The following is a 25,017-nucleotide window of genomic DNA, read 5'->3' on the forward strand; positions in this document are numbered from 1 at the left end:
TGTCACTTCATGGCTCCCCTTACGTTCGCCGGCGCGCTCGTCGGCGTCTCCCTCCTCGGGGCCGGTTGGTCGCGCGTCAGCGCCGGCCTCCACGAGCGCCGCGATTCGTCGGTCCAGCGGTTCAGAAGGCGCGTGCGAAGCAACTGGCTCTCCGCCGCCGTCCTGTTCGTCGGCCTCGTCTGGTGGACGAACGCGGACTGGGCGGTCCTCGCGGCCGTCGGTCTCCCGACCGACTGGCCGTGGGCGATTTTCGGCTGGGCGCTCGTGGCTGCCGGTGCCGCGGTCGTGGCGACCGTCTCGTACTTGGGCGCGTTCCCCGTGGCGAGGCGCGTTCGAGACGCCGATATAGGTGCGGGAACGGCCGCCGCGAAGATGTTCCGCTATCAGCTCTTCATCGCGGCGCTCGTCCTCTGCGTGGTGACCGCGCTACAAGTCGAATTCCGGGTCTTGGAGACCAGCGGCCTGCTCACCCTCCTCGCGTTCGTAGCCGCCGCATACGTGTTTTCGACACCGTTCGTCAGCGTCTCGCAGACGACGGCGGTCCCAGACGACGCGACGCGCGAGCGACTCGACCGCCTGTGCGACCGCGCCGGTCTCTCGGTCGCTCGGATTCGCCTCCTCGACGGCGGCGGCCACCGCTCGGACCACCTCGTCCGCGGCCCGCTCGGTCGGAAGACGCTGTTTCTCACCGACTCGCTGCTCGACCGCTACGACGACGAGACGGTTTCGGCGCACCTCGCGGTCGACGCCGGGCGGGTCGCTCGGTACGTCTACGAGCTTCGCCTGTTCACCGTGGGCGCGGCGGCTGGACTCGTCTTCGGGGGCTTCGCGTGGTCGCCGCTCGGGTTCGCGCTGTCGTTCTTGGTCTCCGCCGGAATCGGCGTGATCGTTCTCGTGACCGGCGAGTACGCGAGCAAGCGGCTCATCTATCGGGCCGACGAGGCGGCGGCACAGCGGGTCGGACGCGCGGCCGTCGCCGACGCGCTCGACGCGACCGCGGACGAGGTCGACACCGGCCGCGCGGGGTCGCGTCTCTCGTTCGAGCCGTCGCTGGCGTCGCGCATCGAACGGCTCCGAGACGGCTCCGGCGCGGGCGAGGCGTAGAACCGTAGAAACGTCGCTTTGCGGACCCGCGACTACCCTTCGACGAGGTGGTCGAGCAGGCGGTCGAACCGGTCGACGAACCGCTCGGGGAGCGACGGCGACACGTCGTCCAACAGTCTGGTCGTCCGCTCGGGGTGGGTGAGGACGAGCGTCACGCGGTTGTGCAGGTCGCGGTCCTTGCGGACCACGTCGCGTTCGACGAGGTGGTCGAGGTGCCACTCCAGCGTGCTCCGGGCGACGCCGATGTCGTCGGCGACGTCGTCGGGGCGGGCGTCGCCGTGTTCGAGGAGGTGGCCGAGGATGTCGCGGGCGGTCTCCCGGCGGACGAGCGCGAGCGCGCCGCGCTCCCACGCGTCGAACTCCGGGGGGAAGTAGTGCGTCCGCCCGTAGAACTCGGAGCGGCGGACCGTCTCGTCGGAGAGCAGTCTGCGGACGTGGTGTTGTACCTGGCCGGGAGCGAGGTCGAGCGCGCGAACGAGCTCGTTGAAGTGGACTCCCGGGTTGTGCTTGATGTGGTCGGCGACGCGGGTTCGTGTCTCACTCATGGGTCGTTGACCCCCGCCTCGCGCTCGATGCTCCGGGCGTAGTAGATGGCCGCGAGGACGAGGCCGGCCATCACGAGGTCCAAGAAGTGTTCGACGACGTGGTGGTCGAACTCGGAGAGGACGCCGCCGAGCGTCAGCGCGGCGACGGCCGCCCGCGACGCGAACGCCAACAGCGCCAGCGCGACGAGCAGGTGCGACCGCGTCCGCCGCCGGAGGAAGACGGCGACGCCGAGCGCGGCCAGCGTCACCGACGAGACTCCCGCGAGGACGACGACCGCGGTCATCCACGGACTGCCTTGGACGTGCCCCGGAACGAGCGCGAGGTTCGACGGGGGCTCCATGTCCCCCGATACTGGGGGTCCGACCCTAAGGGGGCGTGCTCGTTCTCGATTTTCGGGAATCGGACTACCGCCGGTATTCGGCCCGCTCGGAGGCGAAACGGCCGCTCGGTCCCCGCGGCCGCGAGACGGTGGATTCACCACCCCGCCGACCCGAACGAGCGACATGAACACGCTCCGAATCGCGGGCGGACAGGTGCTTCGCCCCGACGCGACGGTCGAGGACGCGGACGTCCTCGTGGACCGAGACGAGGGGACTATCCTCGACATCGGCGCGGACCTCGACGCCGACGCCGACGAGACGCTCGACGCCGCGGGCTGTCTCGTCACGCCCGGTCTGGTGAACGCCCACTGCCACGTGGCGATGACGCTCCTGCGCGGCTACGCCGACGACAAGCCGCTCGACGCGTGGCTCCGCGAGGACATCTGGCCCGCCGAGGGCGCGCTCACGCCCGAGGACGTGCGCGCCGGCGCGGAACTCGGCCTCGTGGAGATGATTAAGTCGGGGACCACCGCGTTCGCGGACATGTACTTCCACGTCCCCGAAATCGCCGCCGCGGTCGAGGAGGCCGGCCTCCGCGCCCGCCTCGGCCACGGCGTCGTCACGCTCGGCAAGGACGACGCGGACGCGCGGGCCGACATCGACGAGAGCCTCGACGTGGCCCGCGAGTTCGACGGCGCGGCCGACGGCCGGATTCGGACCGCCGCGATGCCGCACTCGCTGACGACGGTCGCGGAGGAGTACCTCCGCGAGTTCGTCGCCGACGCCCACGACGAGGGCATCCCGGTCCACTACCACGCCAACGAGACGACCGACGAGGTCGACCCCATCGTCGACGAGCGCGGCGAACGCCCGCTCGCGTACGCGAAGGAACTCGGGATGCTCACCGGCGACGACTTCCTCGCCCACGGCGTCCACGTCGACGACGCGGAAATCGACCTGCTCGCCGACGCGGGCACCGGCGTCGTCCACTGCCCGGCGTCGAACATGAAACTCGCCTCCGGCATGGCTCCCGTCCAGAAACTGCTCGACGCGGGCGTCACGGTCGGCCTCGGCACCGACGGCGCGGCCTCGAACAACGACCTCGACATGTTCGACGAGATGCGCGACGCCGCGATGCTCGGCAAGCTCGCCGCGGACGACGCCAGCGCCGTCGCCGCCCCGGACGTGGTGCGGATGGCGACCGCCGGCGCGGCCGACCTCGCCGTCGTCGACCTCGACGCGCCGCATCTCGCGCCCGCCAACGACCTCGTGAGCCACCTCGCGTACGCCGCCCGCGGCTCCGACGTTCGCCACACGGTCTGCGACGGCCGGGTGCTGATGCGGGACCGCGAGGTGCTGACGCTCGACGAGGACGCCGCGATGGCCCGCGCCCGCGAGGCAATCGCGTCGCTCCGCGAGCGCGTCTGAATCGCCGCGCCGGCCTGCCGCCGTCTGAACCCCCCGTCTGGTCCGCCCACACCGCCTTCCGACCTCGCTACCCGGCCAGTTCGATGCGCAGTCCGTCGTCGGTCACGCTGACCTCCATGCGCTCGAACGTCCGGTGGTACTGCGCGACGTGTCGCCCGTCGCTGTGGTCGACCATGATGGACTTCTCGAACAGCGCCGCCTCGTGGAGCCGCTTGACCTCTCTGTAGGCCGTCGACAGCGGCACGTCGGCCCGACAGCTCAGCTCCTTGACCGTCAGCGGTTCGTCGGCGACGCGCAAGAGGTCCGGGACTGCGGGGGCGCTCATCAGGGCGAACAACTCCTGCTCGGCGAGCGTCTTGCCGTTTTCTATGACGAGCATCGGCCCTCGGCGATACAATCTCCCGGTTGACACTTGTAGATTCGGGGGCGCGACCGCCTTCGGTAGGGTTTTCGGACCCCTCTCCGAACCCACGGGTATGAGCGAACACTACGCTCCCGTCTCCGAGCACCTCGACGACGTCGAGGCCGCCCGGACCGAGGGACGACGCAAGATGGACTGGGCGCTCCAGCACATGCCCATCCTGCAGGAGCTCCGCGAGCAGTTCGAGTCGGAACAGCCGCTCGCCGGCGAGGTCGTCGGCATGGCGATGCACGTCGAGGCGAAGACGGCGAACCTCGTCGAACTGCTGGCGCTCGGCGGCGCGGAAGTCGCCATCACCGGCTGTAACCCGCTTTCGACCCACGACGACGTGTCGGCGGCGCTCGACGCCAACGACGACATCACCTCCTACGCCGTCCGCGGCGTCGACGACGAGGGCTACTACGCGGCCATCGACGCCGTCATCGCCCACGAGCCGACCGTCACGGTCGACGACGGCATGGACATGGTCTTTACCATCCACGAGGAGTACCCCGAACTCATCGACACCATCGTCGGCGGGGCCGAAGAGACCACGACCGGCGTCCACCGCCTCCGCGCGATGGACGAGGACGGCGAACTGAACTACCCCGTCTTCGCCGTCAACGACACGCCGATGAAGCGCCTGTTCGACAACGTCCACGGCACGGGCGAGTCGTCTCTGGCGACCATCGCCATGACGACGAACCTCTCGTACGCCGGCAAGAACGTCGTCGTCGGCGGCTACGGCTACTGCGGCAAGGGCGTCGCCAAGAAGGCGTCCGGCCAGAACGCGAACGTCATCGTCACCGAGGTCGACCCCCGCCGCGCGCTCGAAGCCCACATGGAGGGCTACGATGTGATGCCGATGGAGGAGGCCGCGAAGGTCGGCGACGTGTTCATCACGACCACCGGCAACCGCGACGTCATCACCCGCGAGGACTTCGAGAACATGAAAGACGGCGTCCTGCTCGCCAACGCCGGGCACTTCGACATCGAAATCGACCTCGACGCGCTGTCGGACCTCGCGGTCGACGAGTACGAGGCCCGCGACGGCGTCGACGCCTACGAACTCGAAGACGGCCGCCGCCTGAACGTCCTCGCCGAGGGCCGCCTCGTCAACCTCGCGTCGCCCATCGCGCTCGGCCACCCGGTCGAGGTCATGGACCAGTCGTTCGGCGTGCAGGCCGTCGTCGTCCGCGAACTCGTCGAGAACGGCGACGCCTACGACGCCGGCGTCCACGACGTGCCCGACGAACTGGACCGCGAGGTCGCCGAAATTAAGCTCGAAGCCGAGGGCATCGAGTTCGACTCGATGACCGACGAACAGCGCAAGTACATGGGTAGCTGGGCCCACGGGACGTAAGCGGTCTCACACACTCTCTCGTTTCTCACACCCGTCAGCGACCGCGTTCGGTCCACTCACCCGCTCGCCAGATGCACGCGACGCCGCCTATCCACGCCGCGAGTCGCATCGCGTCGATGGCCGCGTCGGACGGCGCTTTCCAGCCCCAACCGGTCGGGGCGCGCTCGCTTTCGACCGGCTCGACGACGTAGTACCGGCCGTCGGACTCGACGTAGTGCGACCGCGCCTCGTACGCGTCTTCTTCGGTCACGGTGCTGGTGCCGTTTCGGACGGCCTCGCGGACGTATCGCGGCGACTCGTCGAGGTCCTCCGAGAGGTTTCGCTTCACCGTCTCGGTCGGTACCGGGTCGACCGAGAGCGTGAGCGTGCGCCCGTCGAGCGTCGCGTTCGGTTCGAAGTATCGACCGTCGGTCCGGACGTAGTCGAACGACCAGAACTCCGAGTAGACGTCGCGGTCCGGGTCCAACTCGACTTCGACCGGGTCGCCGCGGGCCATGTCGATGATGGGGACGCACTCCGCCGACTGGAGGGGGTTCCACCCACACGATTTGACCCGGTAGAACGTGTCCGAAGTGTGCGGCAGGTAGTCCACCGCGGACGCCTCGTAGGTGTACGTCTTCTCGTAGGAGACGCCGTCGGGATAGAGATACAGCGGGTTCGCGAGGAGGGCGACCCCGAGGACGAGGAGGACGACGGCGATGCGGTTCTCCCGGTTCATACGGGCAGTATCCGTCAGCCGATAGATAGCTCTGGTGGCGCGTTCGCTTCGACGCCGGCGTCAGTGCGCGGCCATCTCCGAGAGGACGTTGACGCAGTAGATTCCGGCGAGGATGAGAAGCAGGCCGACGACGCCCGTCAGGTCGACCGGTTCGTCGAACACGACGACGCCGATGGCCGCGACGCCGACGATGCCCAGCGCGGCCCACGTCCCGTACACCACGCCGATGGGGAGTTCTTCCAACGTCAGCGAGACGAGGTAGAACGCGAGGCCGTAGCCGGCCACCACGCCGAGGCTCGGCACGGGCTTCGAAAAGCCCGCGGACAGTTTGAGCGCGGTCGTTCCGACCAGCTCCGACGCGATTGCGCCGGCGAGTAACACGTACGGGTTCATGCCCGTCGGTCCCGCCACGACCCGGATGAGCGTTCTGCAATCCCCCGCCACTTGCGGTCCGTTGCTCGCCGCCGCCCAAGAAACATCAAAATACTAACTTGTGGGCGAGGGAGTCCCGCCTATGACCGAACTCGGGGAACTCGGCCTGTCGAACTACGAGGAGAAGGCGTACCGGACGCTCCTCGTCACGGGTGCCGCGACGGCCGCGACCATCTCGGACGCGAGCGGCGTCCCGAACGGTCGGGTTTACGACGTGCTCAACGGGCTTCGGGCGCGCCGGTTGGTCCGCGCGCAGTCGGCCCAGCCGACGCGGTACGTCGCCGTCACTCCGGCCGCGGCGGTCGAGCGACTGCTGGCCGAGCGCGCCGCGGAACTGCGCGAGGAGTGGACGCGATACCGCGACGTTGCCGACGCGGTCCGGTCGAACCTCCTGCCGACGCCGCCGGCCGACGGGAGCGTCTGGCTCGGCCGCCTCGGCGGCGACGAGATGCGGACGGCGATGCACGAACACGTGCGGTCGGCGACGGAATCCGTCTCGGCCGCGGTCGGTCCGCCGTACGAGCGGGCCTCGTGGGAGACGCTCCGCACGGAGTTCGACGCGTTCTTCGAGGGCGCTCGCGACGACCTCGACGTATCGTTGCTCCTCAGCGACCCCGTGCTCGACTCGCTCCCCGACGAGTTTCGGGAACTCGTGGCGTCGAAGCCGCAGACGGTTCGAGTCCGGTGCCTGCCGAGCCTACCTGTCTCGTTCGACGTCGTCGACGGGACGGTCGCGTCGGTGGACATTCCGCATCCACAGTCAGCCGCCGACCGCTTCGGCGTCGTCGTGGTGACGGACGCGGGCGTCGTCGCCGAGTTCGACCGCCAGTTCGGGGGGCTGTGGGGAGACGCCGTCCCGCTTTTCGAGTGACGCCGAGCCGTGGCGTGCCGGGTTAACCGCGCTCCCGGACGCCGTTCGTCCCATTTATCACCGCCCGCGGCCGACTCCCGACCATGTCTTCGAACAGAAAGGGAGACCGACGCGAGCGCGAACTCGTTAACGCTCTCGACGAGGCCGGCTTCGCGGTCATGCGCGCGCCCGCCTCCGGGAGCGCGACGACGCGCGAACTCCCAGACGTGCTCGCGGGCAACGGCGAGGTGTTCTACGCCATCGAGGCGAAGGCCTCCAGCGGTCGCCCTATCTACCTGAGCGGCGAGGAGGTCGAAGCGCTCGTCTACTTCTCGCGGAACTTCGGCGCGAAAGCCCGCATCGCCGTCCGATTCGACCGCGAGGACTGGTACTTCTTTCATCCCAGCGAACTCTACGTGACCGACGGCGGGAACTACCGCGTGAAAAAGGAGACGGCGTTGGCGGACGGTGAAGACTTCGAGTCCTTCACCGGCGGCCCGACCCAGACGAAACTCGGCGGCGACTGAGGCCGCGGCGCGGCGTCTCGTTTTCCACTTCGTTCTTCTCTCCTCACGCCCGAGCGAGTCGCTCGCCGAGCGTTCGAGCGCCGACGAAGCCGCGTTCGACGCGGCTGAGTCGCGAGGCGGGGAACCGGTAGGCGTGCAGTTCGCCGAGGTCGGCGAGGCCGGCGTTCACCGGCAGCGAGTCCAGATACACGGCCTCGAAGGCCGGTTCGTGGTCGCCGTAGTCGCGGTTGCTCTCGTACGCCGAGACGAGTTTCCCCGTCTCGGTCGGCGTCTCGTCGGCGCGGGTGCCGAGCGCCCGCGTGACGACGAGGAGGCTCCCGCTCTCGCGGTCGTGGACGAGGTCGCCGGCGCGGTGTTCGTGGTCGGGACAGAGCTGCGGCCCCGCCGCGTCCATCGGGACGAACGTCTCGTCGCCGCAGACGGCGCAGGTGGCGCTCCGGCGGCCCGGCGGCGGGACCTCGCCGCGGGTGATTTCGATGGCGACCCGCCGGAGGTGCTTACAGCGGGCGCGCCGGATGGCGTTGTCGGGGCAGGTGCAGGTGCGTGCCTCCACGTCGACGACGTAGGTGCCGCCGTCGGTCTCGACGACGTAGCGCCCGTCGCGGAGCGGCCGGACGGCCATCGGTTCGACGCGGGCGCGGCGGGCGCGCCCGGCCAACCCGTCGGACGGGAGCGTGGTCTTGCGGCGCACCGGGCGGCGAGTCGACGCGGGTGTGTGTGCGATGTGCGTCATGGTGGTGCGGGAGTCCGACCTTACCAGCGGCTGTTCGAGGTCGGTTTCCGTCACCTGCAAGTAGGTTCTCGAACGACCTAAACCCTCGTTTCGCGTGGAAAATCGGGCGCGTGAGTGGCTCTCGTCGGGCATCCGCCCATCGAAGACCTTTTAGAACGGCCGCGGATACGTCGTCGCATGGCTATCGAAGCGGAGATGCGGCGGAAGATTGCCGTCTCCATCGTCGCGGTCGGGGTGTTTATCGCCCTCATCGTCGGCATCGGTGCGACCTACAACCAGAGTGGACTCGTCTCCACCGGCGGGCTCGCACTCGTCGGCGCCATCACGGCGTTCGTCCTCGTGATGGCTGGTATCGGCGTTTGGCTGTCGCGTTCTTCCTAATCCTGTCGGTCGGTTTCGGCGATGCGGTCGCCGCGAAACGGCGTTCGACGCGCAGCGGCGGCGCTCGTCAGTCGGCTGACGGCTCGTAGAAACGCCTCCCGTCTCCCCGTCAGTCGGCGACTTCGTCCGCGGCGGCCGCGTCCGCGTCCGCGTCGTTCGTCGCCGTCTCGAAGTACTTCATCGGATGCTTGATTGTGTCACAGCGGTCGTCGCGGTTCACACAGAGGTCGTACGCCTGCATCGTCTCGCAGGTCGGCGGCGCGTACTGCGACCCGCTTGAGTCCGCGAGGACGGTCGCCCGCTTTTCGAGTTCCTCGGCGTTCGCGTCGCCGACGACGCCCCCGACCGCCTCGGGTTCGAGGCCGACGCCGACGAGGAACGCCGCGAGCGCGAACGCCGCCTCGTTCGGGAGCGACTCGCCGTCCTGCGCCCGCGCCAACAGCGCCTCGACGCAGGGCGGGAAGTGGTCGGGGTCGACCGAGTCGACGTAGACGACGTTGACCGCGCCGCGGTCCGAAAGCAGGTTTCGCAGGCGCTCGACGTGGGGTTTGAGCGCGTCGGCGAGGCGGTCGCCGGCGTCGCTCCCGCGGACGGCGAAGGGAAGCCCCTCTGCGACCCGGCGGCGGACCGCCTCGCGGAGCAGTTCCGAGAGCTCCTCGCGGGTGACGCGGACCGCGCCGCCGGCCAGCGAGCGGTTGACGAGCCGCCACTCCGCACCCCAGTCGGTGTCGGAGTAGGTGAGGTACGGTCCCACGTCGACCCAGTAGTGGTCGGGCGCGCGGCGGCTGTTGCGGCTCCGGGTCGATTCGGCCCGCACCGCGCCGTCGAGGTCGAACTCGCGGAGGAAGTCGTCGAGGCTCGCGCGGGCGTCGCCGTGGACGTCGTCGTCGCCGGCGTCGAAGTCGGCGAGCATGCGCTCGTAGGCCGTGTCGGCCTCGGCGCGGGCGTACTTGTCCACCGCCGCGGGCGTCTCGACGAGCGAGACGATGATGCGCGAGATGGGGTACGAAAGCAGTTCCGTCTGGGTGTCCCGCCCGTAAGCCTCGTCGGGGTCGGGTTCGACGGTGCCCTCCATGAGGGCGCGTTCGACGCGCTCGACGCCGCGCTCGACGGCCGGGGCGTCCTCGGCGACGAGCGTCGCGATGGCGACGTCGGCCGATTCGACCGCCTCTCTGGCCGCGGCGAAAAACGGGTATCGGGCGTGGAGCGGGCGCATCCGCATACCGCCACGTTCCGGGTGCCCACCGATAAACGCGACGGATTCGGCGGTGGCGGGCGCGGGCCACGCGGCCGCCACCGCGGTCGGTTCTCGCGGCGGGACGCCGGCGACGGCGCATCACACAACCTATTACCGACCACTTCCTCAGGCTCTCACGTGCCGCACTTCGACTACCCGTGTCCGGACTGCCGCGCCACGACCAGTCTCCACGACGCCGACTGTCGCTTCGAGGGGACGCCGTGGGTCGAAGTCGAGCGGGCCTACGTCGACATCGTCTCCGTCCTCGCGGGCGGCCCGTGCGACGAGGAGACGCTCCGCCGCGAAGCGCCGGGCGAGTGGGGACCGCTCCGGCAGGCCGCGCTCCGCCGACTCAAGCGCGACGAGCGGGTGTCGGAAGCGAACTCGGGCGTCCTTCGGCTCCTCACCGCCGAGGAGTTCCGAGAGGAGGTCTCGGAGCCGACCCGGGAGCCGATGCGGACGCTCCACCAGTACGGGAGCGTCCCCGGCTGTCACGACAACGCCGTCTTCGCCATGATCGCGTGGTACGAGATGGTCGGCCTGTCGTGGCCCGAGACGCGCGAGAACGTCGTCAACTGGCTCCGCGACACCGGCGCGTGGGACCGCGGCGGCTTCGAGGAGGCGACGCCCGCCGAACTCGTCGAGAAGAAGCGCCACGTCTACGACGCGGGCTACGGCTGGAAGGAGAAAGCCGTCTCGGCCAAGCGCGTCATCGACAGATACCGCTCCTGAGCGCCGGCCTCAGTCCCGCGTCGACTCGGCGCAATCGGCGCAACCGTTAGGCGCTTCTCGAACGTCTGTGGTGTCGTGAGTGCACCCGAGTCCGCCGTCTCTGCCGACGCCGAGGTCCCCGAGGAGTCGCGGGGGACGCGCCGCGCCCTCGCGGTCGTCGTCGCCGTCGTCTTCATCGACCTCCTCGGGTTCGGCGTCGTCATCCCCATCCTGCCGTTCTACGTCCGGAGCTTCGGCGTCAGCGACGTGTACATCGGGCTCCTCGCGGCGTCGTACTCGCTCATGCAGTTCCTCTTCGCGCCCGTCCTCGGTCGCATCTCCGACCGGCGGGGCCGCCGGCCGGTCATCATGCTGTCGCTCGTCGGGAGCGTCCTCGCGTGGACCGTCTTCGGCGTCGCCGGCGAAATCGACCTGCTGTTCGGGACGGCGCTCGCGGTGGCGACGCTGTTCGCCTCGCGGATGCTCGCGGGCGCGATGGGCGGCAACATCGCCACGGCGCAGGCGTACATCGCCGACATCACGCCGCCGACCATCTCGTACCACGCGATCGGCCTCGTCGGCGCGTCGTTCAGCCTCGGGTTCATCTTCGGGCCGGCCATCGGCGGCCTGATGGCCTCCGACCCGGTGGTCGCGCTCGCCCGCGACCTGTTCCCGCCGTTCGTGCCCGCGACGCGCTTCTCGCTGCCGAGTTTCACCGCGGCGGCGCTGAGCCTCGTGAGCCTCGGCTTCGCGTTCGTCTTCCTGCGCGAACCCGAGCGGACCCGCGCGCCCGCCGGCACGCCCGCGACGACGCTCGTCTCGCAGTTCCGCGCCGCCCTCGCCGACGACGACCTCCGGGGACTCGTCGTCTCCTTTTTCGTCGTCTCGGTCGCCTTCTCCGGGATTCAGGTCATGTTCATCCCCTTCGCGGCCGACGTGTACGGCTACGGCGAGACGGAGACGGCGCTGTTTCTGACCTACATCGGCCTGCTCGGCACGCTGAATCAGGGGGTCGTCGTCGGCCGCCTCGCGCGGCGGTACTCGGAGGCGAAACTGGCGGTCGTCGGCGCGGTCGGGCTCCTGGCCTCGCTCGCGTTGCTCCCGTTTTCGCCCGACATCGGGGCGTTTCTCCCCGCTGTCGGCGGGCCGCCGTGGCTCACCCGCGAACTCGCGGCGCTCCTCCTCGTCGGGGCGCTCCTGTCGTTCGGCAACGGGATGTTGAACGTCTCGCTTTCGACGCTCGTCTCCACGTCGGCGTCGGCGGACCAGCAGGGCAACGCCTTCGGCGTCACGCAGGGCGCGGGGAGCCTCGGCCGGACGCTCGGTCCGCCGTCGATGGCGGCGCTGTACGTCTTCGCGTACTGGTCGCCGTTCGTCGTCGGGGCCGTGCTCATCGTGCCCGTGATATTCGTTCTCGCGTCGGTCGCGCGCCGTCCGCGGGCGGAAGCGCCCTGAGGGTCGGTTCGCGGCCGCGTCGCGCCGACGCGGTCGCTGGCCGGCGAGAATCGAGAGAAGCGAGTGGGACGGCTCGGATGGTCGGAAAACGACGCGGCCGCCGAAACGTCCGCTCAGTCGCTCTGGATGCGCGGGGCGAGCATGTACGTGATGGTGCCCATCCCCTCTGCGATCTGGTAGTGAAGCTTGACCGGGAACTCCTCGCCGAGTTCGACGGTGACCTCGGCGTCGGTCGGAATCGCCTTGTTCATGTCCTTCAGGTAGTCGAGCGAGAACAGCGAGTCGGCCGCGCCGGCCTCGATGCTGATGAGGTCCGCCGGGGGAAGCGACAGGTCCACGTCGTCGGTGTCGCCTTCGGCCTCGATGTGGAACGTCTCTTCCGCGCCGTCGACGCGGAGGCGGATGTGGTCCGAAACCATGTCGGCCGCCTTGATACCGCGGTCGAGGTGCGTCCCTTCGAGGACGATGTTCGCCGCGAGGTCGAGGTCCGGGATATCGGGTTCCTGGCGAATCGAGTCGGGGTCGATGAGCGCGAGCGTGTACGACAGCCCGTCGATGCGGATGTTGAGCTTGCGCGTCTCCTCGTCGAGCGTGAGGTGGATGAGGTCGCCCGAGCCCGCCATACCGGCGACCTCTTCGAGGCGCGAGAGGTTGACGCCGATGACGCCGCCGTCGGCTTCGTAGGATTCGAACGCCGCCGCGTCGAGCGTGAGGTCCACCATGCCGACGTTCGCGGGGTCGACGGCGCGGATGGAGAGACTCTCCTCGTTGAGTCGAATCTTACACTCGTCGACGAGGACGCTCACGGAGTCGAGCGCGTCCCGGAGCGTCGCGGCGCTCACGATGGCCTTGAACATATGTGCCGTCGTACGACAGCGGTCTTAAAAATACTCCTGATTTGGACTCACCGCAATATGATGTTCGCACGCTCTCCCGCGTGCGCGCTCCCGCGAGCACCCCACCGTTCCCCTCGGCTCCCTATGTGTGTTGTCGTCACTGTCTCCGAACATAGCTAATTCGACGATTTCGGCGGTTTCGGGCTTCAAAGCACTCAAATAGCTGATTGTGTAACTCTCGGATATGGCGAACACCGAGGGGAAGACAGCCGCCCGCCGACGAGGTGCCGAGCGATGACCGACGCCGCTGATGTCGACGCCGCCGACGCGACGCCCACCCGCGTCGCGTTCGTCTGCGTCCAGAACGCCGGCCGGAGCCAGATGGCGACGGCCTTCGCCCGCCGGGAGCGCGACGAGCGCGGCGTCGGCGACCGAATCGAGGTCGTCACCGGCGGCACCGACCCCGCCGACCGCGTCCACGACGAGGTCGTCGCGGTCATGGGCGAACAGGGGTTCGACCTCGCCGACGAGACGCCCCGCGCAATCGACCAAGAGGAGATTCTGGGCGTGGATATCGTCGTCACGATGGGCTGTTCGGCCGAGGGCATCTGTCCCATGACGTGGCGCGGCGACGCCCGCGACTGGAACCTCGACGACCCTGACGGGAAGGACCTCGATGCGGTCCGGGCGATTCGCGACGACATCGAGGAGCGCGTCTCGGCGCTGTTCGACGAACTCGCGGGCGACGACTGAACCCGGCCGCCTCGACGCCGACGCCACGGGATGTGAGACTGTTCCGCACGCTCCACGGCGCAAGCCGAAGCCGGTATACGGCCTGATACGCTACTGGTGGCAAGACTATGGCGCGCAAGGACCACTACTACAACAAGGCCAAACAGGAGGGCTACCGCGCCCGCTCGGCCTACAAGCTGAAACAACTCGACGGGGACGCGGGCCTGTTCGGCCCCGGCAACACCGTCGTCGACCTCGGTGCCGCCCCCGGCGGCTGGCTGCAGGTCGCCTCCGAGAAGGTCGGCGACCACGGCAAGGTCGTCGGCGTCGACCTCCAGCGAATCCGCGGTATCGACCGCGACAACGTCCAGACGATTCGCGGCGACATGACCGAAGACGAGACGAAGGAGGAACTGACGGCCGTCATCGGCGAGCGCGGGGCCGACGCCGTCGTCTCCGACATGGCACCGAACATGACCGGCGAGTACTCGCTGGACCACGCCCGCTCGGTCTACCTCGCCCGGCAGGCGTTCGAGGTCGCACAGGAGCTGTTGGCGACCGGCGGCGACTTCGCCGTGAAGGTGTTCGACGGCCCGGACGTCGCGGACCTCCGCGCCGACATGGAGCGGGAGTTCCAGTACGTCCGGTCGATGCGCCCCGACGCCTCCCGCGATAGCTCCTCCGAGCAGTACCTCGTCGGCAAGCACTTCCTCACCGCCCCGGTCCGGAAGGGCGACGAACTCGACGTGGAAATCGTCGACGTGGGAAGCGAGGGCGACGGCATCGCCAAGGTCGAGGACTTCACGCTGTTCGTCTCCGGTACCGAGGCGGGCGACACCCCGACGGTCCGCGTCACCGACGTGAAGCCGCGGTTCGCCTTCGCCGAACCGATAGACGACTGAGCGCGCCGACGTCGCGCGTCTCTCGCGCCCGCGCGCCACCCCGCCGCCGACCCGTTCTCCGCGCAATTTGTGTCTAACTTCGGGCAACCATTATTATCGGTTGACACGACTCTGTTCGTGAGTCACCCATGTCAGCAGACACGACGACCGCCGAGTCCCAACCGTTGTTCACCGGCCTCCCGTCGGGAATCGTCCCGTACGTCGCCATCCTCGGGGCGCTGGCCTCGACGTACGTTCACCTGTCGATGGCTCCCATGTTGCTCCAGCTCAACCAGACGCAGGCGATACTGTTCGTCCTCGCCGGCGTCGGCTTCCTCGCGGGCATCGCCGTCTACCTGAGCAAGTTCTGGCGGCGCGAGTTCTACCTCGTCGCCATCGCGTTCGCGCTCGCCCAAATCGTGGCGTGGGTCGTCATGAGCGGGCGAGTCAGCGAGATGGCGATGCTCTCGAAGGGCGGCGAGGCCGTGTTCAGCGTCGCGGCGGCGTACCTCTACCTGAACGAGTCGCCGGACGCCGACGGGGCCGCCTGAGTCAGGTCCCCCGTTCGACCCGTCGCCCCGCTGTCTCGACGTTCTGACGGTCCGCCGTCCCGTCACCCCGCTTCACTCAACGACCACGAGTTCGAGTCGAAGCCCCGTACGACACCCCTTCCACCCGCCGCGACAGGCCCCGGTGGCGAGGATGTCACCGAACGACGTGTAGGTCCCGCAGTTCGGACAGCGGACTCCCATCTCCATCCCGTCCCGTTCGGTGAGCCTGTGGCGGTGCTCGTCGACCATACATCGTGTGGTATGTTACCAAAAGAGATAAGCCGTCCGTCGGTTCGAGCGGCGTCTCAGTCCGCGACCCAGCCGTCGGTCGAGGACTCGTCGTCGCGGAGGAGCGCGACGGTCCCGTAGACGAACGGCGTGTCCACGATTGCGATGAGGAGTTTCAGGAGGTACTGGCCGACGGCGAGGCCGATAAGGACGTTCCACGGGAGCACGTCTCCGATGCCGAGGACCGTCGGCGCGGCGTAGAACCCGACGCCGACGAAGATGACCGTGTCGATGGCCTGACTCGTCGCCGTCGAGACGATGTTGCGGAGCCAGAGGAACGAGCCGTCGGTCAGGTCGCGGATGCCGTGGAAGACGATGACGTCCCAGTTCTGACTCACGAGGTACGCGAGCAGGCTCCCGGCGACGATGTTCGTCCCCGACGACAGCACCGTGGCGAACTGCGCGGCGAACTCGGGGTTGGCGGCGGGCGCGGCGATGGTGCTCCAGACGAGGCCGAGGAGGACGAAGTTCATGGCGAAGCCGACGTTCACCATGATTTGCGCCGCCCGGCGGCCGTACAGTTCGGAGTAGCAGTCGGACGCGAAGAAGGTGAGCGCGTACGCCAGCGCCGCCCCCGGCATGAGGATGGCCGCGCCGACGAACGGGAGTTCGCCCACCGCCGACGGCAGGGGAATCGAGAGCAGTTTCGACGCCGTCAACTGCGCCGTCGTCAGCGCGGTGACGAACAGCCCGACGAGGGCGACCTGTCCGACGGCCGAGCGCCCCTCACTCATCTTCGACGAGGCGGTTGTGTCGGTCGTCGATTTCGTCGAGGATGTCGAGCGTCTTCCGGATGGACGCCCGAACCGCATCGCTCCGGTTCACGAACTTCCCGTCGTCGCCGACGTGCTCGTCTAGGTCAGCGAGCAGTTCGTCGGGTATCTCGACGCTTATCTTGGCCATACTCCGCGATTCTCGTGAGAATACTTAACGCCTTTTCAACGGCCGTAACGGCGGTGTTCGGCGCGTCTTCGGGTTGGCGAATTGACGAGTCGGTCGCGGTCGGCCCGCGCTCACTCCGCCGCGCCGCGGGCGGGCGAGAGGTCGCGCCGGCCGCCGACGGTCAGCACGAACAGGACGCCGAGGCCGACGCCGTAGGCGGCCATCAGCGGGAGCGTCACCATGAACATCGTCGTGATGCTCGCGGGGGTGAACACCGCCGAGATGGCGAGTATGAACACCGTGACCTCGCGCCAGCGCTTCCGCATCATCCGGTAGCTGACGCCGGCGGTGTTGAGAAGCACCATCAGGATGGGCACGTCGGCGAGGAGGCCGATGCCCGCGGTGGTGAAGAAGATGAGCCAGAAGAAGTTGGTGATGCGGTAGGAGATTATCATGTTCGCCGCGAGCGCGTCCTCGACGAGGAACGTGATGACCGTCGGCGCGACGTAGCTGTAGCCGAGGGCGAAGCCGCCGAGGAGGCCGCCGGCGAGCGCGCCGGTCCACAGGAAGACGGTCCGGCGGCGCTGGCGGATGATGTTGCGCTCGCGGAGCGCGGGCCACGCGAAGTACGCGACGAGCGGGAGCGTCGCCAGCACGGCCAGAATCGTCGAGAACTTCACCTCGAAGATGAGCGCCTCCATCGGGTGGAGCGCGACGACGTTGAGCACTTCCTCGGGCCGCACGGCCGCGGGCAGTCGCCCGAGGAAGTCGTCGTAGACGTCCCTGATACCGCCGGTGTAGAGCCAGCCGAACGTCACCGCGAGGACGAGCATGAACCAGCCGACGACCCAGAACGCCCGCGAGGTGAGCGAATCGACGATGAACGCGATGTCGGTGTAGTAGCCGCCGATGTCGTCCTCGTCGGTCTCGCCCTCGGTCAGTTCGGAGAAGAACGCGCCGCCCGCGCGGGTCGTCCGGTCTTCGAGTGCGCCCGGCTCGTCTTCGGCGTCGGCCGCCTCGGCCTCGCGGTCCGCTTCGGCCTCGTCGAATCGGTCGATGAGGGCCTGCGCTTTGGCCTTGTCGCCGTCGTCGATGGCGGCCGACGCGAGGCTCATAATCTCGTCTTCGTCGCGGTCGGCGAAGACCTCCGGCGGCGCGGCGCGGACGCCAGCCACGTCGAGCGCCGAGAGGTCGAGCTTCGATGGGTCGCCGACGCCGACTTCGGTCCGTTCGAGTCGTTCGATGTCGCGGTAGACGAGGTACGCGAGCCCGAACACGAGGCCGACGACGACGCCGGCGGCGACGAACGCGCCTAGCGAGAGTTGCGACCCGGGGACGAGGAACACGTAGTCGCTGCCGACCGCGGCGAGGCCGGCGTTCGCGAGTTCGACGCCGCCGTACTCGTAGAAGGCGTAGACGAGGAGGCCGCCGACGACGCCGACGCCCGCGAGGAGGTTCCAGTGGTGGGCCGCCGTCGCCTTGACGTCCATCTTCTCGCTCCCCCGCTTGGCCGTGACGACCACGCGGGCGAGATAGAGGCTGAACGCGTACAGCGAGATGACGGGCACCGCCCACATGATTTGGGTGAACGGGTCCGGCGGCGTGAACAGCGCGCCGAAGGCGAAGATGCCGACGACGGCGTGCCGCCACTTGTCGCGGAACAGTTCGTAGGGGACGATTTCGGCGTACGAGAGGCCGGTCATCGCGAGCGGGAGCTGGCTCGCGAGGCCGAACGAGAGCGTGAGCAGGAAGATGAACTGCGCCCACTTCACGATGGAGTAGCTCGGGGTGAAGCCGGCGGAAATCGCGTTCTGGGCGAGGAACGCGAACGTGAACGGGAAGAAGACGAAGTAGCCGTAGGCGACGCCCGCGGCGAACAGCACGACCATCGTCAGTCCGATGAGCGCGAGTTTCCACGGCGCGACGGGCGATTTGGGCCACGCGCCTCGGGCTTTCAGCGCGTCCCGAGAGACGTAGATGAACGGCGGGACCGCGAAGAGCACCCCCACGACGAGGCCGATTTTGGCCTGCAAGAGAATCACGTCGAAGGGGGTCTGGGCGATGATGCTGACGTCGCCGGCGACGCTGGCGTCCATCTGCGCTTTGGTCACGCCCCGGAAGAACCCCCAGACGTAGAGTCGGAGCGCGTAGAACGTGCCGAGGAACCCGACGAGGAAGACGATGAAGACCTTCTGGAGGTCTTTTTGCGCCGCGCGGAGCATCGCACCGGCGGTCTCGCGGCCCGCCGCGATGGTCTGTTGGGTGTCCTCGTCGAGGGCGCTGGACATACGTACGTGGCGAAAGCAGTCTGGCGGTTATCAATCTTTTTCACCGCGGGCGTGAGTTCGACCCTCTCGACGCACCTCCTCGGCGCGATGCGAAAAGACCTATAACTGGCCGGAAGCGTAGGACACCTGAATGGCGGACGAGGAGCGCGACGCAGGGCTCTCTGCGGCCGACGACGAGACGGACGCCTCGGACGACGCCGACGACGCCGACGACGCGTCTTCGTCGTCCGACGGTCCGGTTTACGGTCGAGTCACCCCGCGAGACGAGACCGTTACCGACGGGTCCGACGACGGCGAGGGCGACGACGCTCCCGACGAGACGGACGGCGATACCGACGGAACCGACGACAGCGACGACGCTGACGACTCGGACGACACTGACGACGCCGACGACTCGGACGACGCCGACGACTCGGACGACGCCGACGACTCGGACGACACTGACGACAGCGACGACGCCGACGACACTGACGACTCGGACGACAGCGACGACGCCGACGACACTGACGACACCGACGAGCCTCGTCTCCTCGCCGACGATGAACACACCTCGCACGTCCCCGAGGGGACGTACGACGATTCGCGCGAGGGGCCGGCCGACGCCGCCGGCCCGGACCCCGCGCCCGACGGTGCGAGTCCCGCTCTCTCGGGCGAGGACGAGGTGAGCGGCGTGGCCCCGTCGCCCGCGCCCGCCGAGGACGACTTCGACGACGAGGACGTCGGCGGGCTCGTCGGCGAGGCCCCCGAAAGCGACCAGGAGATGCCGCTGACCGCGCACATCGAGGAGATGATTCGCCGGTTGGCGGTCGTCCTCGGCGTCGCGGGCGCGATTACGCTCGTGCTGTTCCCCGGCGCGGACATCCTCAACGCGCTGGTCGACACGCAGGCCGCCTTCGGCGTCCACATCCCGAGCGCGACCGACGTTATCAACTTCCTCTGGAACTCCCACATCCCCGGCGCGGAGACCATCGTCGACCGCCGGCCGCGACTCTACGGCCCGCTCGAACTCATCCTCACCAAACTGAAGGTCGCCGGCCTCGCCGGGACCGTCATCGGCCTCCCCGTGTTCGTCTACGAGACGTACCTGTTCATGCGCCCCGGCCTCTATCCGAAAGAGCGCAGATACTACCTCGCGGCCGTCCCGACGAGCCTCATCCTCGCGCTCGTCGGCGTCCTCTTCGCGCACTTCGTGGTGCTCCCGGCCATCTTCGCGTACTTCACCTCCTACACCGAGGGGACCGCGGTCGTCGCGTTCGGTCTCAAAGAGACGTTCAACCTCATCCTCATTCTGATGGGCTACATGGCGGTCGTCTTCCAGATTCCGCTGTTCGTGGAACTGGCCATCATGATGAACCTCGTCACCCGGCGGTGGCTCGAAGACCGCCGCCTGCTGTTCTGGGGCGCGTTCCTCGGCCTCGCGTTCCTCGTCAGCCCCGATCCGACCGGGATGGCCCCCATCATCATCGGCGCGACGATGATCGTCCTGTTCGAGGGGACGCTCGCGGCCCTGCGCTGGACCGGGAACTGACCGGCTTCTCGTTTCTCTCGTTTCTCTCCCGGCCGGTTCGCTCCTCCTCGTTTCCGCCGACCGCCGACCGTTCAGAAGACCTATCTTAGAATGGTTAGAATATCTATATGATGGCCGACCTCGCCGCCCTGTCGGTGGTCGCCCTCCCGCTCTGGTTCGTCGTGAGCGTCTGGGCCGGCATCGACGCGACCAGGCACAGTTCGCACAACGCCTTCCTCTGGGGTTTCTCGGTGTTCGTCGGCGGGGTTCTCGGCTTGGCGCTGTACCTCAACCTCGGGCGCGACGAACCCGGGGTTGGTCGCCGCGCGGCCGGTCAGTCGGCGTCGCCGAACGGCGTCCCTTCCGTCCGCACCGAGACCGTCACCTGTCCGAACTGCCACTCGTTGGAGGAGTCAGGGAGGGACACCTGCCGTTTCTGCGGCGAGTCGCTGTAACGCGCCGAATCCCCGAGACTGCGGGGAATCACGCCGTGTCCGTCGACTCCGTCGCCTCCCGCTTCTCGGCCGCGACCATGCCCTCGACGCGCGTCTTCAGTCCCTCGTTCATGGCGACGAACCCCGCCCGGGTCCGCTCGCCGACGAACCGCAACAGGAGTCCGGCGAGGACGCCCGAGAACGTCTCGGACTGCTCGAAGCGCGTGCGCTCGCCGCCGTCGAGCGGTTCGAGGCGGAACCGGTGTTCGCCGTCGAACAGCCCCGGAGAGACGAGGTGGCCCAGCCAGCGCAGTTCGCGGTACTTCTCACAGTGGACCACGTCGGGTTCGAACACCGACTCGCGGCCGCCCGGCGGTCGCAGGTGGACGGTGAGCGTCGCGCCCTCGTTCGGCCGCCCGGCGATTCGCATGAACGGGTTCCACTCGGGGTAGCGGTCGAAATCGACGAGGGTCTCCCACACCCGTTCGGGCGGCGCGTCTATCTCGATACTCGTGGCGAGTTCGTGTGCCATACCTAACAGTTGGCGCGCCGAGACCGTGAATCTCGCGCGGAACGTTCATTGCCGGTGAGGAGAGAGACGGACGTATGGCAACCCTCCTTCTCGCCAGACACGGCGAGACGACGTGGAACCGCGCCGGGCGCGTACAGGGGTGGGCCCCTGTGTCGCTCACCGAGCGCGGCCGCGCGCAGGCCGACGCCCTCGCGCGCCACGTCGCGGACACCTACGAGGTCGACCGCCTCGTCTCCTCCGACATCGAACGCGCCCAAGAGACCGCCCGCCCCGTCGCCCGCGAACTCGGCGTCGAACCCGTCCTCGACTCGGCGTGGCGCGAGCGCGACGTGGGGTCGTTTCAGGGGCTCGAATTCGACGAACTCACGGACCGGTACCCGCAGTACTCCCTCTCGGCGGTCGGGACGCCCGCCGCCCGCGAACGCCCCCCGAGCGGCGAGAGCCTCGTCGAGGTCCGCCGGCGCGTCCTCAACGCCCGCGAGGGCCTCGCCGACTCGCTCGCCCCCGACGAGACGGTGCTCGTCGTCAGCCACGGCGCGCCGATTCGGCTGTCGCTCGGCGAGGTGAAGGGACTCGACATCGTCGAGTCGATGCTGTCGCAACCGCTCGACAACGGCGGTATCTGCGAGTTCGAAGTCGAACTGAGCGACGACGGCGACGAACCGCTCGTCCACGTCGTCGCCGAGAACGAGACGCGATTTCTGACGACGTAAGCGTTCTGCGGTCGGTTTTCGGGGCGGTCGCGGCGCTCGCGCTTTCTCGCTCCCTCGCGTTCCGCTTACTTCCGCATCGGGTAGTCCTGCGCGAACACGTCGTCCACGAGGAGGTCGTCGTCGGCGTTCCCCTCGGCGGCGGGGCTGACGCTCCCGGTCCGGTAGCCGTGGAGGTCGAGCGTGACGTGGTCGAAGCCGGCGTCCTTCAGGTGGTCGCGGGCGGCGCGGACGAAGTCGGCGTCGAGGGCGCGGTCGAGTTCCTCCGGCGCGACTTCGATGCGGGCGAGGCCGTCGTGGTCGCGGACGCGGAACTGCTCGAAGCCCCACGTCCGGAGAATCGTCTCGGCGCGCTCGACCCGCGAGAGCCGTTCCTCGGTGACTTCGAGCCCGGTCGGAATCCGCGAGGAGAGACAGGCCATCGAGGGCTTGTCGGCGACCGACAGGTCGTAGTCGTCGGCGATGGCGCGGACCTCCTCTTTCGTGATGTCGTGGGCGAGAAGCGGCGACAGCACCTCCAACTCCTCGACGGCGCGGAGGCCGGGGCGGTGGCCCTCGCCGGGGTCCGAGGCGTTCGTCCCGTCGCAGACGGCCTCGATGCCGCGGTCGCGGGCGGCCTCGTACATCCGGCCGAGGCGCATCGTCCGGCAGTGGTAACACCGGTCGTCGTCGTTGGCGACGAAGTCGGGGTTGTCCAGTTCGGAGAACTCGACGGTCAGGTGTTCGATGCCGATCTCCTCGGCGACGCGCTTCGCGTCGTCCAACTCGGCGTCCGGCAGGGTCTCGCTCTTCGCGGTGCAGGCGATCGCGTTCTCGCCGAGCGCGTCGTGGGCGAGTGCCGCGACCACGCTGGAATCCACGCCGCCCGAAAAGGCGATGAGGACGCTCTCGCGCTCCGCGAGCGCCTCGCGTACTGCGTCGGCCTTCGCCGCGACGTCTCGCTCGCTCATGGCCTCCCTTCCCGGCCGACGGGCAAAAGCCCCTCGCCCCCGGCGCGAACGACCGCGAAGGCCCCACGAGTCGGCGAACCGGCCGCGACAGACGCTCTCTCTGCGGGCGCGACCCGCGCGACGTCCCGCGGTCACCACCCCGCGACTTTTTGTCCTATGCCGCGATAGGTCCGGCCGAATGGACTTCGAGACCATCCCGGGCGTCGGCGAGAAGACCGCCGCCGCGCTCGCGGAACTCGACGACGCCGAGCGAGCGCTCACCGACGGCGACGTGGCGGCGCTCGCGCGGGCACCGGGGCTCACGGAGGGCCGGGCGGCGGCCATCGCCCGCGGGGCGATTCGCCGCGACCACGGCGACCCCGGCGGCTTCCTCGCCACCGACCGCGCCTCGGAACTCTACCGCGACGCGCTCGGTCTCCTGCAGGCGCGGACAGTCACGACGTACGCCGAGAAGCGACTGGAGACGCTGTTTCCCACCGGGTCGGCCTCGCGCATCGAGGAGGTCCGGGCGTTCGCCGCCGACGCGACCGACCTCGACCCCGACCCCGACGTGCTCGCGGCGCTGTCGGGCGTCGAACCCCTCGCGGACCCGAAACCGCGTCGCGTCCGCGAGCGCTGTCTCGCCACCGCCGACGCGGAGCGCTACGCCGCCGCCAAGGAGGCGTTCCCCGAACTCTCCATCGAGGTCGTCGAGAACGGCCGCGACATCGCCGAACTCGCGCGGTCGTACTCGACGGTGGTCGTGCTGGACGAGTCGTTCGCCGGCATCGACGTCGACGGCGACGTGCGCGTGCTCCCCGACGCCGCCGAGCGGACCGACGAGGTCGTCCCCGAGCGACTGCTCGCCTTCTTCGCCGCGAACCGCGAGGCCCTGGAGGCGGCCGCCGCGGTCCACGAAACCGCCGGTCTCGACCCGCCCTGTGACCTCGCCGCCCTCCGCGACGCGCTCTCCCGACTGGCCGAAGACGGGACCGTCCTCGGCGACGACGAACTCGAACGCCTCTCGAACGCGGTCGACGACCTCGACACCGCCGTCTCGACCGCCGAATCGGTCGCCAACGACCGCCTCCGCGACGCGATTCGAGAGCGCGACGTGACCATCGAAGGGACAGATTTCCTGTCTCTCGTCGAGCAGGGCGCGCGCGTCGACTCCCTGCTGTCGCGCGAACTCGAAGACGAGTTCGACGAGGCGCTGGCCGCCGCCCGCGACCACCTCGTCGAGTCGCTGTCGCTCCGCCCCGGCGAGGCCGACCTCACGGAGCGCGTCTTCCCCGAGGACCCGTCGTTCCCGCTCGGCCACGACGAGGAGGCGGTCGGCCGCCTCCGAACCGAACTGAAGGCTGCCCGCGACCGCCGCGCCGCGAAGCTGAAAGCCGACCTCGCCGCCGACCTCGGCGACCTGCGCGACCCCGTCGAGACGCTGGTCCGCGACGCGCTCGAACTCGACGTGCGCCTCGCCGTCTCGCGGTTCGCCCGCGACTTCGACTGCGTCTTCCCCGAGTTCACCGGCGCGGCCGGAAACGACGGAGCCGGGTCGTTCGCCATCGAGGCCGGCCGCTCGCCCCTCCTCGACGTGGACTTCGCGGACGTCGACCCGGTGGACTACGAGGTGTCGGGCGTCACGCTCCTGTCGGGCGTCAACAGCGGGGGCAAGACCTCGACGCTCGACCTCGTGGGGCTCGTCGTCGTCCTCGCGCACATGGGGCTTCCCGTGCCCGCCGAGTCGGTCCGGCTCTCGCGGTTTTCCGAACTCCACTACTACGCCAAGTCGCAGGGAACGCTCGACGCCGGCGCGTTCGAGAGCACGCTCCGCGACTTCGCCGCGCTCACCGACGGCGCGGCCGACCGATTCGTCCTCGTGGACGAACTGGAGAGCATCACCGAACCCGGCGCGTCGGCCAAAATCATCGCCGGCATCCTCGAAGAACTCGCCGAACAGGGCGCGGCCGCGGTGTTCGTCTCGCACCTCGCCGGCGGCATCCGAGAGGCGGCGGACGTGTCGGTCGCGGTCGACGGCATCGAGGCGGTCGGGCTGGAAGACGGCGAACTCGTCGTCAACCGCTCGCCCGTGAAGGACCACCTCGCGCGTTCGACCCCGGAGCTCATCGTGGAGAAACTGGCCGGCGAGAACGAGACGAGTTTCTACGGACGACTGCTGGAGAAGTTCGACTGACGCCCTCGCCCGCGGCGACGCACGATTTATCTTGACTCGCCGACAACT

General features: G+C 68.9%; 29 protein-coding genes. 15 read left to right on the forward strand and 14 right to left on the reverse strand.

All coding sequences use genetic code 11. The features are described 5' to 3' along the window. Positions 1–9: 9 nt before the first annotated feature. Entirely contained in the window at positions 10–1,104 is a 1,095-nt protein-coding gene (locus BN996_RS03885) for a M48 family metalloprotease (protein WP_089777237.1), read from the forward strand. A gap of 32 nt (positions 1,105–1,136) precedes the next feature. On the opposite strand, the gene BN996_RS03890 is transcribed toward BN996_RS03885, so the two are convergent. Then, the gene (locus tag BN996_RS03890; protein ID WP_089777238.1) at positions 1,137–1,649 is read right to left on the reverse strand and encodes a winged helix-turn-helix transcriptional regulator; all 513 of its coding nucleotides are present in this window, start codon (positions 1,647–1,649) and stop codon (positions 1,137–1,139) included. Further along, positions 1,646–1,990, reverse strand: a complete 345-nt coding sequence (locus BN996_RS03895) for a DUF7471 family protein (RefSeq protein ID WP_089777239.1) — start codon at positions 1,988–1,990, stop codon at positions 1,646–1,648. Before BN996_RS03895 ends, BN996_RS03890 begins: the two co-directional genes overlap by 4 nt. A 163-nt stretch (positions 1,991–2,153) precedes the next feature. On the opposite strand from BN996_RS03895, the gene BN996_RS03900 reads away from it, so the two are divergent. Beyond that, a complete protein-coding gene (locus BN996_RS03900; protein WP_089777240.1) occupies positions 2,154–3,398 on the forward strand; it encodes an amidohydrolase in 1,245 nt (414 codons plus the stop codon). 67 nt (positions 3,399–3,465) lie between these two features. Here the strand turns inward: BN996_RS03900 and BN996_RS03905 are convergent, their stop codons facing one another. Beyond that, positions 3,466–3,777 carry a helix-turn-helix domain-containing protein gene (locus BN996_RS03905; RefSeq protein ID WP_007275558.1) on the reverse strand — a complete coding sequence of 104 codons (312 nt, stop codon included), beginning with the start codon at positions 3,775–3,777 and terminating at the stop codon, positions 3,466–3,468. Positions 3,778–3,874: 97 nt separating this feature from the next. On the opposite strand from BN996_RS03905, the gene BN996_RS03910 reads away from it, so the two are divergent. Beyond that, on the forward strand, positions 3,875–5,161 hold the full coding sequence (locus tag BN996_RS03910; RefSeq protein ID WP_089777241.1) for an adenosylhomocysteinase: 1,287 nt from the start codon (positions 3,875–3,877) through the stop codon (positions 5,159–5,161). Between the two features lie 34 nt (positions 5,162–5,195). Here the strand turns inward: BN996_RS03910 and BN996_RS03915 are convergent, their stop codons facing one another. After that, positions 5,196–5,879 (reverse strand): DUF8127 domain-containing protein, encoded by a 684-nt coding sequence (locus tag BN996_RS03915; protein WP_089777242.1) that lies wholly within the window; start codon positions 5,877–5,879, stop codon positions 5,196–5,198. A 60-nt stretch (positions 5,880–5,939) separates the two neighbouring features. Further along, entirely contained in the window at positions 5,940–6,272 is a 333-nt protein-coding gene (locus BN996_RS03920) for a DMT family transporter (RefSeq protein WP_089777313.1), read from the reverse strand. A 121-nt stretch (positions 6,273–6,393) separates the two neighbouring features. Between BN996_RS03920 and BN996_RS03925 the strand changes: the two genes are divergently transcribed. Next, complete coding sequence (locus BN996_RS03925; protein ID WP_089777243.1) at positions 6,394–7,182, forward strand: TrmB family transcriptional regulator; 789 nt, start codon at positions 6,394–6,396, stop codon at positions 7,180–7,182. 83 nt (positions 7,183–7,265) lie between these two features. Continuing rightward, positions 7,266–7,688 carry a Holliday junction resolvase Hjc gene (gene hjc, locus BN996_RS03930; protein WP_089777244.1) on the forward strand — a complete coding sequence of 141 codons (423 nt, stop codon included), beginning with the start codon at positions 7,266–7,268 and terminating at the stop codon, positions 7,686–7,688. Positions 7,689–7,731: 43 nt separating this feature from the next. Here the strand turns inward: hjc and BN996_RS03935 are convergent, their stop codons facing one another. Continuing rightward, positions 7,732–8,379 carry an SWIM zinc finger family protein gene (locus BN996_RS03935; protein ID WP_089777314.1) on the reverse strand — a complete coding sequence of 216 codons (648 nt, stop codon included), beginning with the start codon at positions 8,377–8,379 and terminating at the stop codon, positions 7,732–7,734. Positions 8,380–8,598: 219 nt separating this feature from the next. On the opposite strand from BN996_RS03935, the gene BN996_RS03940 reads away from it, so the two are divergent. Then, positions 8,599–8,802 (forward strand): DUF7472 family protein, encoded by a 204-nt coding sequence (locus tag BN996_RS03940; protein WP_004065604.1) that lies wholly within the window; start codon positions 8,599–8,601, stop codon positions 8,800–8,802. 109 nt (positions 8,803–8,911) lie between these two features. Here the strand turns inward: BN996_RS03940 and BN996_RS03945 are convergent, their stop codons facing one another. After that, complete coding sequence (locus tag BN996_RS03945; protein ID WP_089777315.1) at positions 8,912–10,018, reverse strand: DNA primase; 1,107 nt, start codon at positions 10,016–10,018, stop codon at positions 8,912–8,914. Positions 10,019–10,177: 159 nt separating this feature from the next. Between BN996_RS03945 and BN996_RS03950 the strand changes: the two genes are divergently transcribed. Continuing rightward, entirely contained in the window at positions 10,178–10,771 is a 594-nt protein-coding gene (locus BN996_RS03950; protein ID WP_089777245.1) for a DUF7474 family protein, read from the forward strand. Between the two features lie 75 nt (positions 10,772–10,846). Beyond that, positions 10,847–12,205, forward strand: coding sequence for an MFS transporter (locus tag BN996_RS03955; RefSeq protein ID WP_089777246.1), 1,359 nt, complete (start codon positions 10,847–10,849; stop codon positions 12,203–12,205). Between the two features lie 113 nt (positions 12,206–12,318). On the opposite strand, the gene BN996_RS03960 is transcribed toward BN996_RS03955, so the two are convergent. Continuing rightward, positions 12,319–13,062 (reverse strand): DNA polymerase sliding clamp, encoded by a 744-nt coding sequence (locus BN996_RS03960; RefSeq protein WP_004065599.1) that lies wholly within the window; start codon positions 13,060–13,062, stop codon positions 12,319–12,321. Positions 13,063–13,335: 273 nt separating this feature from the next. On the opposite strand from BN996_RS03960, the gene BN996_RS03965 reads away from it, so the two are divergent. From BN996_RS03965 to BN996_RS03975, 3 genes are all read left to right on the forward strand, one after another. After that, positions 13,336–13,794, forward strand: a complete 459-nt coding sequence (locus BN996_RS03965; protein WP_089777247.1) for an arsenate-mycothiol transferase ArsC — start codon at positions 13,336–13,338, stop codon at positions 13,792–13,794. A gap of 107 nt (positions 13,795–13,901) precedes the next feature. Then, the gene (locus BN996_RS03970) at positions 13,902–14,675 is read left to right on the forward strand and encodes a 23S rRNA (uridine(2552)-2'-O)-methyltransferase (protein WP_089777248.1); all 774 of its coding nucleotides are present in this window, start codon (positions 13,902–13,904) and stop codon (positions 14,673–14,675) included. Between the two features lie 128 nt (positions 14,676–14,803). Then, on the forward strand, positions 14,804–15,205 hold the full coding sequence (locus BN996_RS03975) for a DUF7475 family protein (RefSeq protein WP_089777249.1): 402 nt from the start codon (positions 14,804–14,806) through the stop codon (positions 15,203–15,205). Between the two features lie 72 nt (positions 15,206–15,277). Here BN996_RS03975 and BN996_RS19990 read toward each other — a convergent pair whose 3' ends face one another. The 4 genes from BN996_RS19990 to tatCt form a co-directional block, all read right to left on the reverse strand. Beyond that, a complete protein-coding gene (locus BN996_RS19990; RefSeq protein ID WP_167344097.1) occupies positions 15,278–15,454 on the reverse strand; it encodes a hypothetical protein in 177 nt (58 codons plus the stop codon). A 56-nt stretch (positions 15,455–15,510) separates the two neighbouring features. Beyond that, positions 15,511–16,227 (reverse strand): queuosine precursor transporter, encoded by a 717-nt coding sequence (locus tag BN996_RS03980; protein ID WP_089777250.1) that lies wholly within the window; start codon positions 16,225–16,227, stop codon positions 15,511–15,513. Beyond that, complete coding sequence (locus tag BN996_RS03985; RefSeq protein WP_007275542.1) at positions 16,220–16,396, reverse strand: ribbon-helix-helix domain-containing protein; 177 nt, start codon at positions 16,394–16,396, stop codon at positions 16,220–16,222. Before BN996_RS03985 ends, BN996_RS03980 begins: the two co-directional genes overlap by 8 nt. A gap of 110 nt (positions 16,397–16,506) precedes the next feature. Next, on the reverse strand, positions 16,507–18,663 hold the full coding sequence (gene tatCt / locus BN996_RS03990) for a Sec-independent protein translocase protein TatCt (protein WP_089777251.1): 2,157 nt from the start codon (positions 18,661–18,663) through the stop codon (positions 16,507–16,509). A gap of 130 nt (positions 18,664–18,793) precedes the next feature. Between tatCt and tatC the strand changes: the two genes are divergently transcribed. After that, positions 18,794–20,191, forward strand: a complete 1,398-nt coding sequence (tatC, locus tag BN996_RS03995; protein ID WP_089777252.1) for a twin-arginine translocase subunit TatC — start codon at positions 18,794–18,796, stop codon at positions 20,189–20,191. Positions 20,192–20,301: 110 nt separating this feature from the next. After that, a complete protein-coding gene (locus BN996_RS04000) occupies positions 20,302–20,625 on the forward strand; it encodes a hypothetical protein (RefSeq protein WP_089777253.1) in 324 nt (107 codons plus the stop codon). Positions 20,626–20,653: 28 nt separating this feature from the next. Here the strand turns inward: BN996_RS04000 and BN996_RS04005 are convergent, their stop codons facing one another. Continuing rightward, a complete protein-coding gene (locus BN996_RS04005; RefSeq protein WP_089777254.1) occupies positions 20,654–21,136 on the reverse strand; it encodes an SRPBCC domain-containing protein in 483 nt (160 codons plus the stop codon). A gap of 74 nt (positions 21,137–21,210) precedes the next feature. On the opposite strand from BN996_RS04005, the gene BN996_RS04010 reads away from it, so the two are divergent. Beyond that, positions 21,211–21,849, forward strand: coding sequence for a histidine phosphatase family protein (locus BN996_RS04010; protein WP_089777255.1), 639 nt, complete (start codon positions 21,211–21,213; stop codon positions 21,847–21,849). Positions 21,850–21,914: 65 nt separating this feature from the next. Here BN996_RS04010 and larE read toward each other — a convergent pair whose 3' ends face one another. Next, complete coding sequence (larE, locus tag BN996_RS04015) at positions 21,915–22,796, reverse strand: ATP-dependent sacrificial sulfur transferase LarE (RefSeq protein ID WP_089777256.1); 882 nt, start codon at positions 22,794–22,796, stop codon at positions 21,915–21,917. A 178-nt stretch (positions 22,797–22,974) separates the two neighbouring features. On the opposite strand from larE, the gene BN996_RS04020 reads away from it, so the two are divergent. Beyond that, positions 22,975–24,969, forward strand: a complete 1,995-nt coding sequence (locus BN996_RS04020) for a MutS-related protein (RefSeq protein ID WP_089777257.1) — start codon at positions 22,975–22,977, stop codon at positions 24,967–24,969. Positions 24,970–25,017: the final 48 nt, after the last annotated feature.

The sequence above is a fragment of the Haloferax massiliensis genome (genome assembly GCF_001368915.1).
GTDB lineage: Archaea > Halobacteriota > Halobacteria > Halobacteriales > Haloferacaceae > Haloferax > Haloferax massiliensis.

Coding starts and splice junctions, on each gene's coding strand:
- BN996_RS03975 (WP_089777249.1), top strand. CDS start 14,804: ATGTCAGCAGACACGACGACCGCCGAGTCCCAACCGTTGTTCACCGGC.
- BN996_RS03900 (WP_089777240.1), top strand. CDS start 2,154: ATGAACACGCTCCGAATCGCGGGCGGACAGGTGCTTCGCCCCGACGCG.
- BN996_RS03985 (WP_007275542.1), bottom strand. CDS start 16,396: ATGGCCAAGATAAGCGTCGAGATACCCGACGAACTGCTCGCTGACCTA.
- BN996_RS03965 (WP_089777247.1), top strand. CDS start 13,336: ATGACCGACGCCGCTGATGTCGACGCCGCCGACGCGACGCCCACCCGC.
- BN996_RS03940 (WP_004065604.1), top strand. CDS start 8,599: ATGGCTATCGAAGCGGAGATGCGGCGGAAGATTGCCGTCTCCATCGTC.
- BN996_RS04005 (WP_089777254.1), bottom strand. CDS start 21,136: ATGGCACACGAACTCGCCACGAGTATCGAGATAGACGCGCCGCCCGAA.
- BN996_RS03895 (WP_089777239.1), bottom strand. CDS start 1,990: ATGGAGCCCCCGTCGAACCTCGCGCTCGTTCCGGGGCACGTCCAAGGC.
- BN996_RS19990 (WP_167344097.1), bottom strand. CDS start 15,454: ATGGTCGACGAGCACCGCCACAGGCTCACCGAACGGGACGGGATGGAG.
- hjc (WP_089777244.1), top strand. CDS start 7,266: ATGTCTTCGAACAGAAAGGGAGACCGACGCGAGCGCGAACTCGTTAAC.
- BN996_RS03960 (WP_004065599.1), bottom strand. CDS start 13,062: ATGTTCAAGGCCATCGTGAGCGCCGCGACGCTCCGGGACGCGCTCGAC.
- BN996_RS04020 (WP_089777257.1), top strand. CDS start 22,975: ATGGACTTCGAGACCATCCCGGGCGTCGGCGAGAAGACCGCCGCCGCG.
- tatCt (WP_089777251.1), bottom strand. CDS start 18,663: ATGTCCAGCGCCCTCGACGAGGACACCCAACAGACCATCGCGGCGGGC.
- BN996_RS03905 (WP_007275558.1), bottom strand. CDS start 3,777: ATGCTCGTCATAGAAAACGGCAAGACGCTCGCCGAGCAGGAGTTGTTC.
- BN996_RS03885 (WP_089777237.1), top strand. CDS start 10: ATGGCTCCCCTTACGTTCGCCGGCGCGCTCGTCGGCGTCTCCCTCCTC.
- BN996_RS03970 (WP_089777248.1), top strand. CDS start 13,902: ATGGCGCGCAAGGACCACTACTACAACAAGGCCAAACAGGAGGGCTAC.
- BN996_RS03890 (WP_089777238.1), bottom strand. CDS start 1,649: ATGAGTGAGACACGAACCCGCGTCGCCGACCACATCAAGCACAACCCG.
- BN996_RS03945 (WP_089777315.1), bottom strand. CDS start 10,018: ATGCGCCCGCTCCACGCCCGATACCCGTTTTTCGCCGCGGCCAGAGAG.
- tatC (WP_089777252.1), top strand. CDS start 18,794: ATGGCGGACGAGGAGCGCGACGCAGGGCTCTCTGCGGCCGACGACGAG.
- BN996_RS04000 (WP_089777253.1), top strand. CDS start 20,302: ATGGCCGACCTCGCCGCCCTGTCGGTGGTCGCCCTCCCGCTCTGGTTC.
- BN996_RS04010 (WP_089777255.1), top strand. CDS start 21,211: ATGGCAACCCTCCTTCTCGCCAGACACGGCGAGACGACGTGGAACCGC.
- BN996_RS03980 (WP_089777250.1), bottom strand. CDS start 16,227: ATGAGTGAGGGGCGCTCGGCCGTCGGACAGGTCGCCCTCGTCGGGCTG.
- BN996_RS03910 (WP_089777241.1), top strand. CDS start 3,875: ATGAGCGAACACTACGCTCCCGTCTCCGAGCACCTCGACGACGTCGAG.
- larE (WP_089777256.1), bottom strand. CDS start 22,796: ATGAGCGAGCGAGACGTCGCGGCGAAGGCCGACGCAGTACGCGAGGCG.
- BN996_RS03925 (WP_089777243.1), top strand. CDS start 6,394: ATGACCGAACTCGGGGAACTCGGCCTGTCGAACTACGAGGAGAAGGCG.
- BN996_RS03915 (WP_089777242.1), bottom strand. CDS start 5,879: ATGAACCGGGAGAACCGCATCGCCGTCGTCCTCCTCGTCCTCGGGGTC.
- BN996_RS03920 (WP_089777313.1), bottom strand. CDS start 6,272: ATGAACCCGTACGTGTTACTCGCCGGCGCAATCGCGTCGGAGCTGGTC.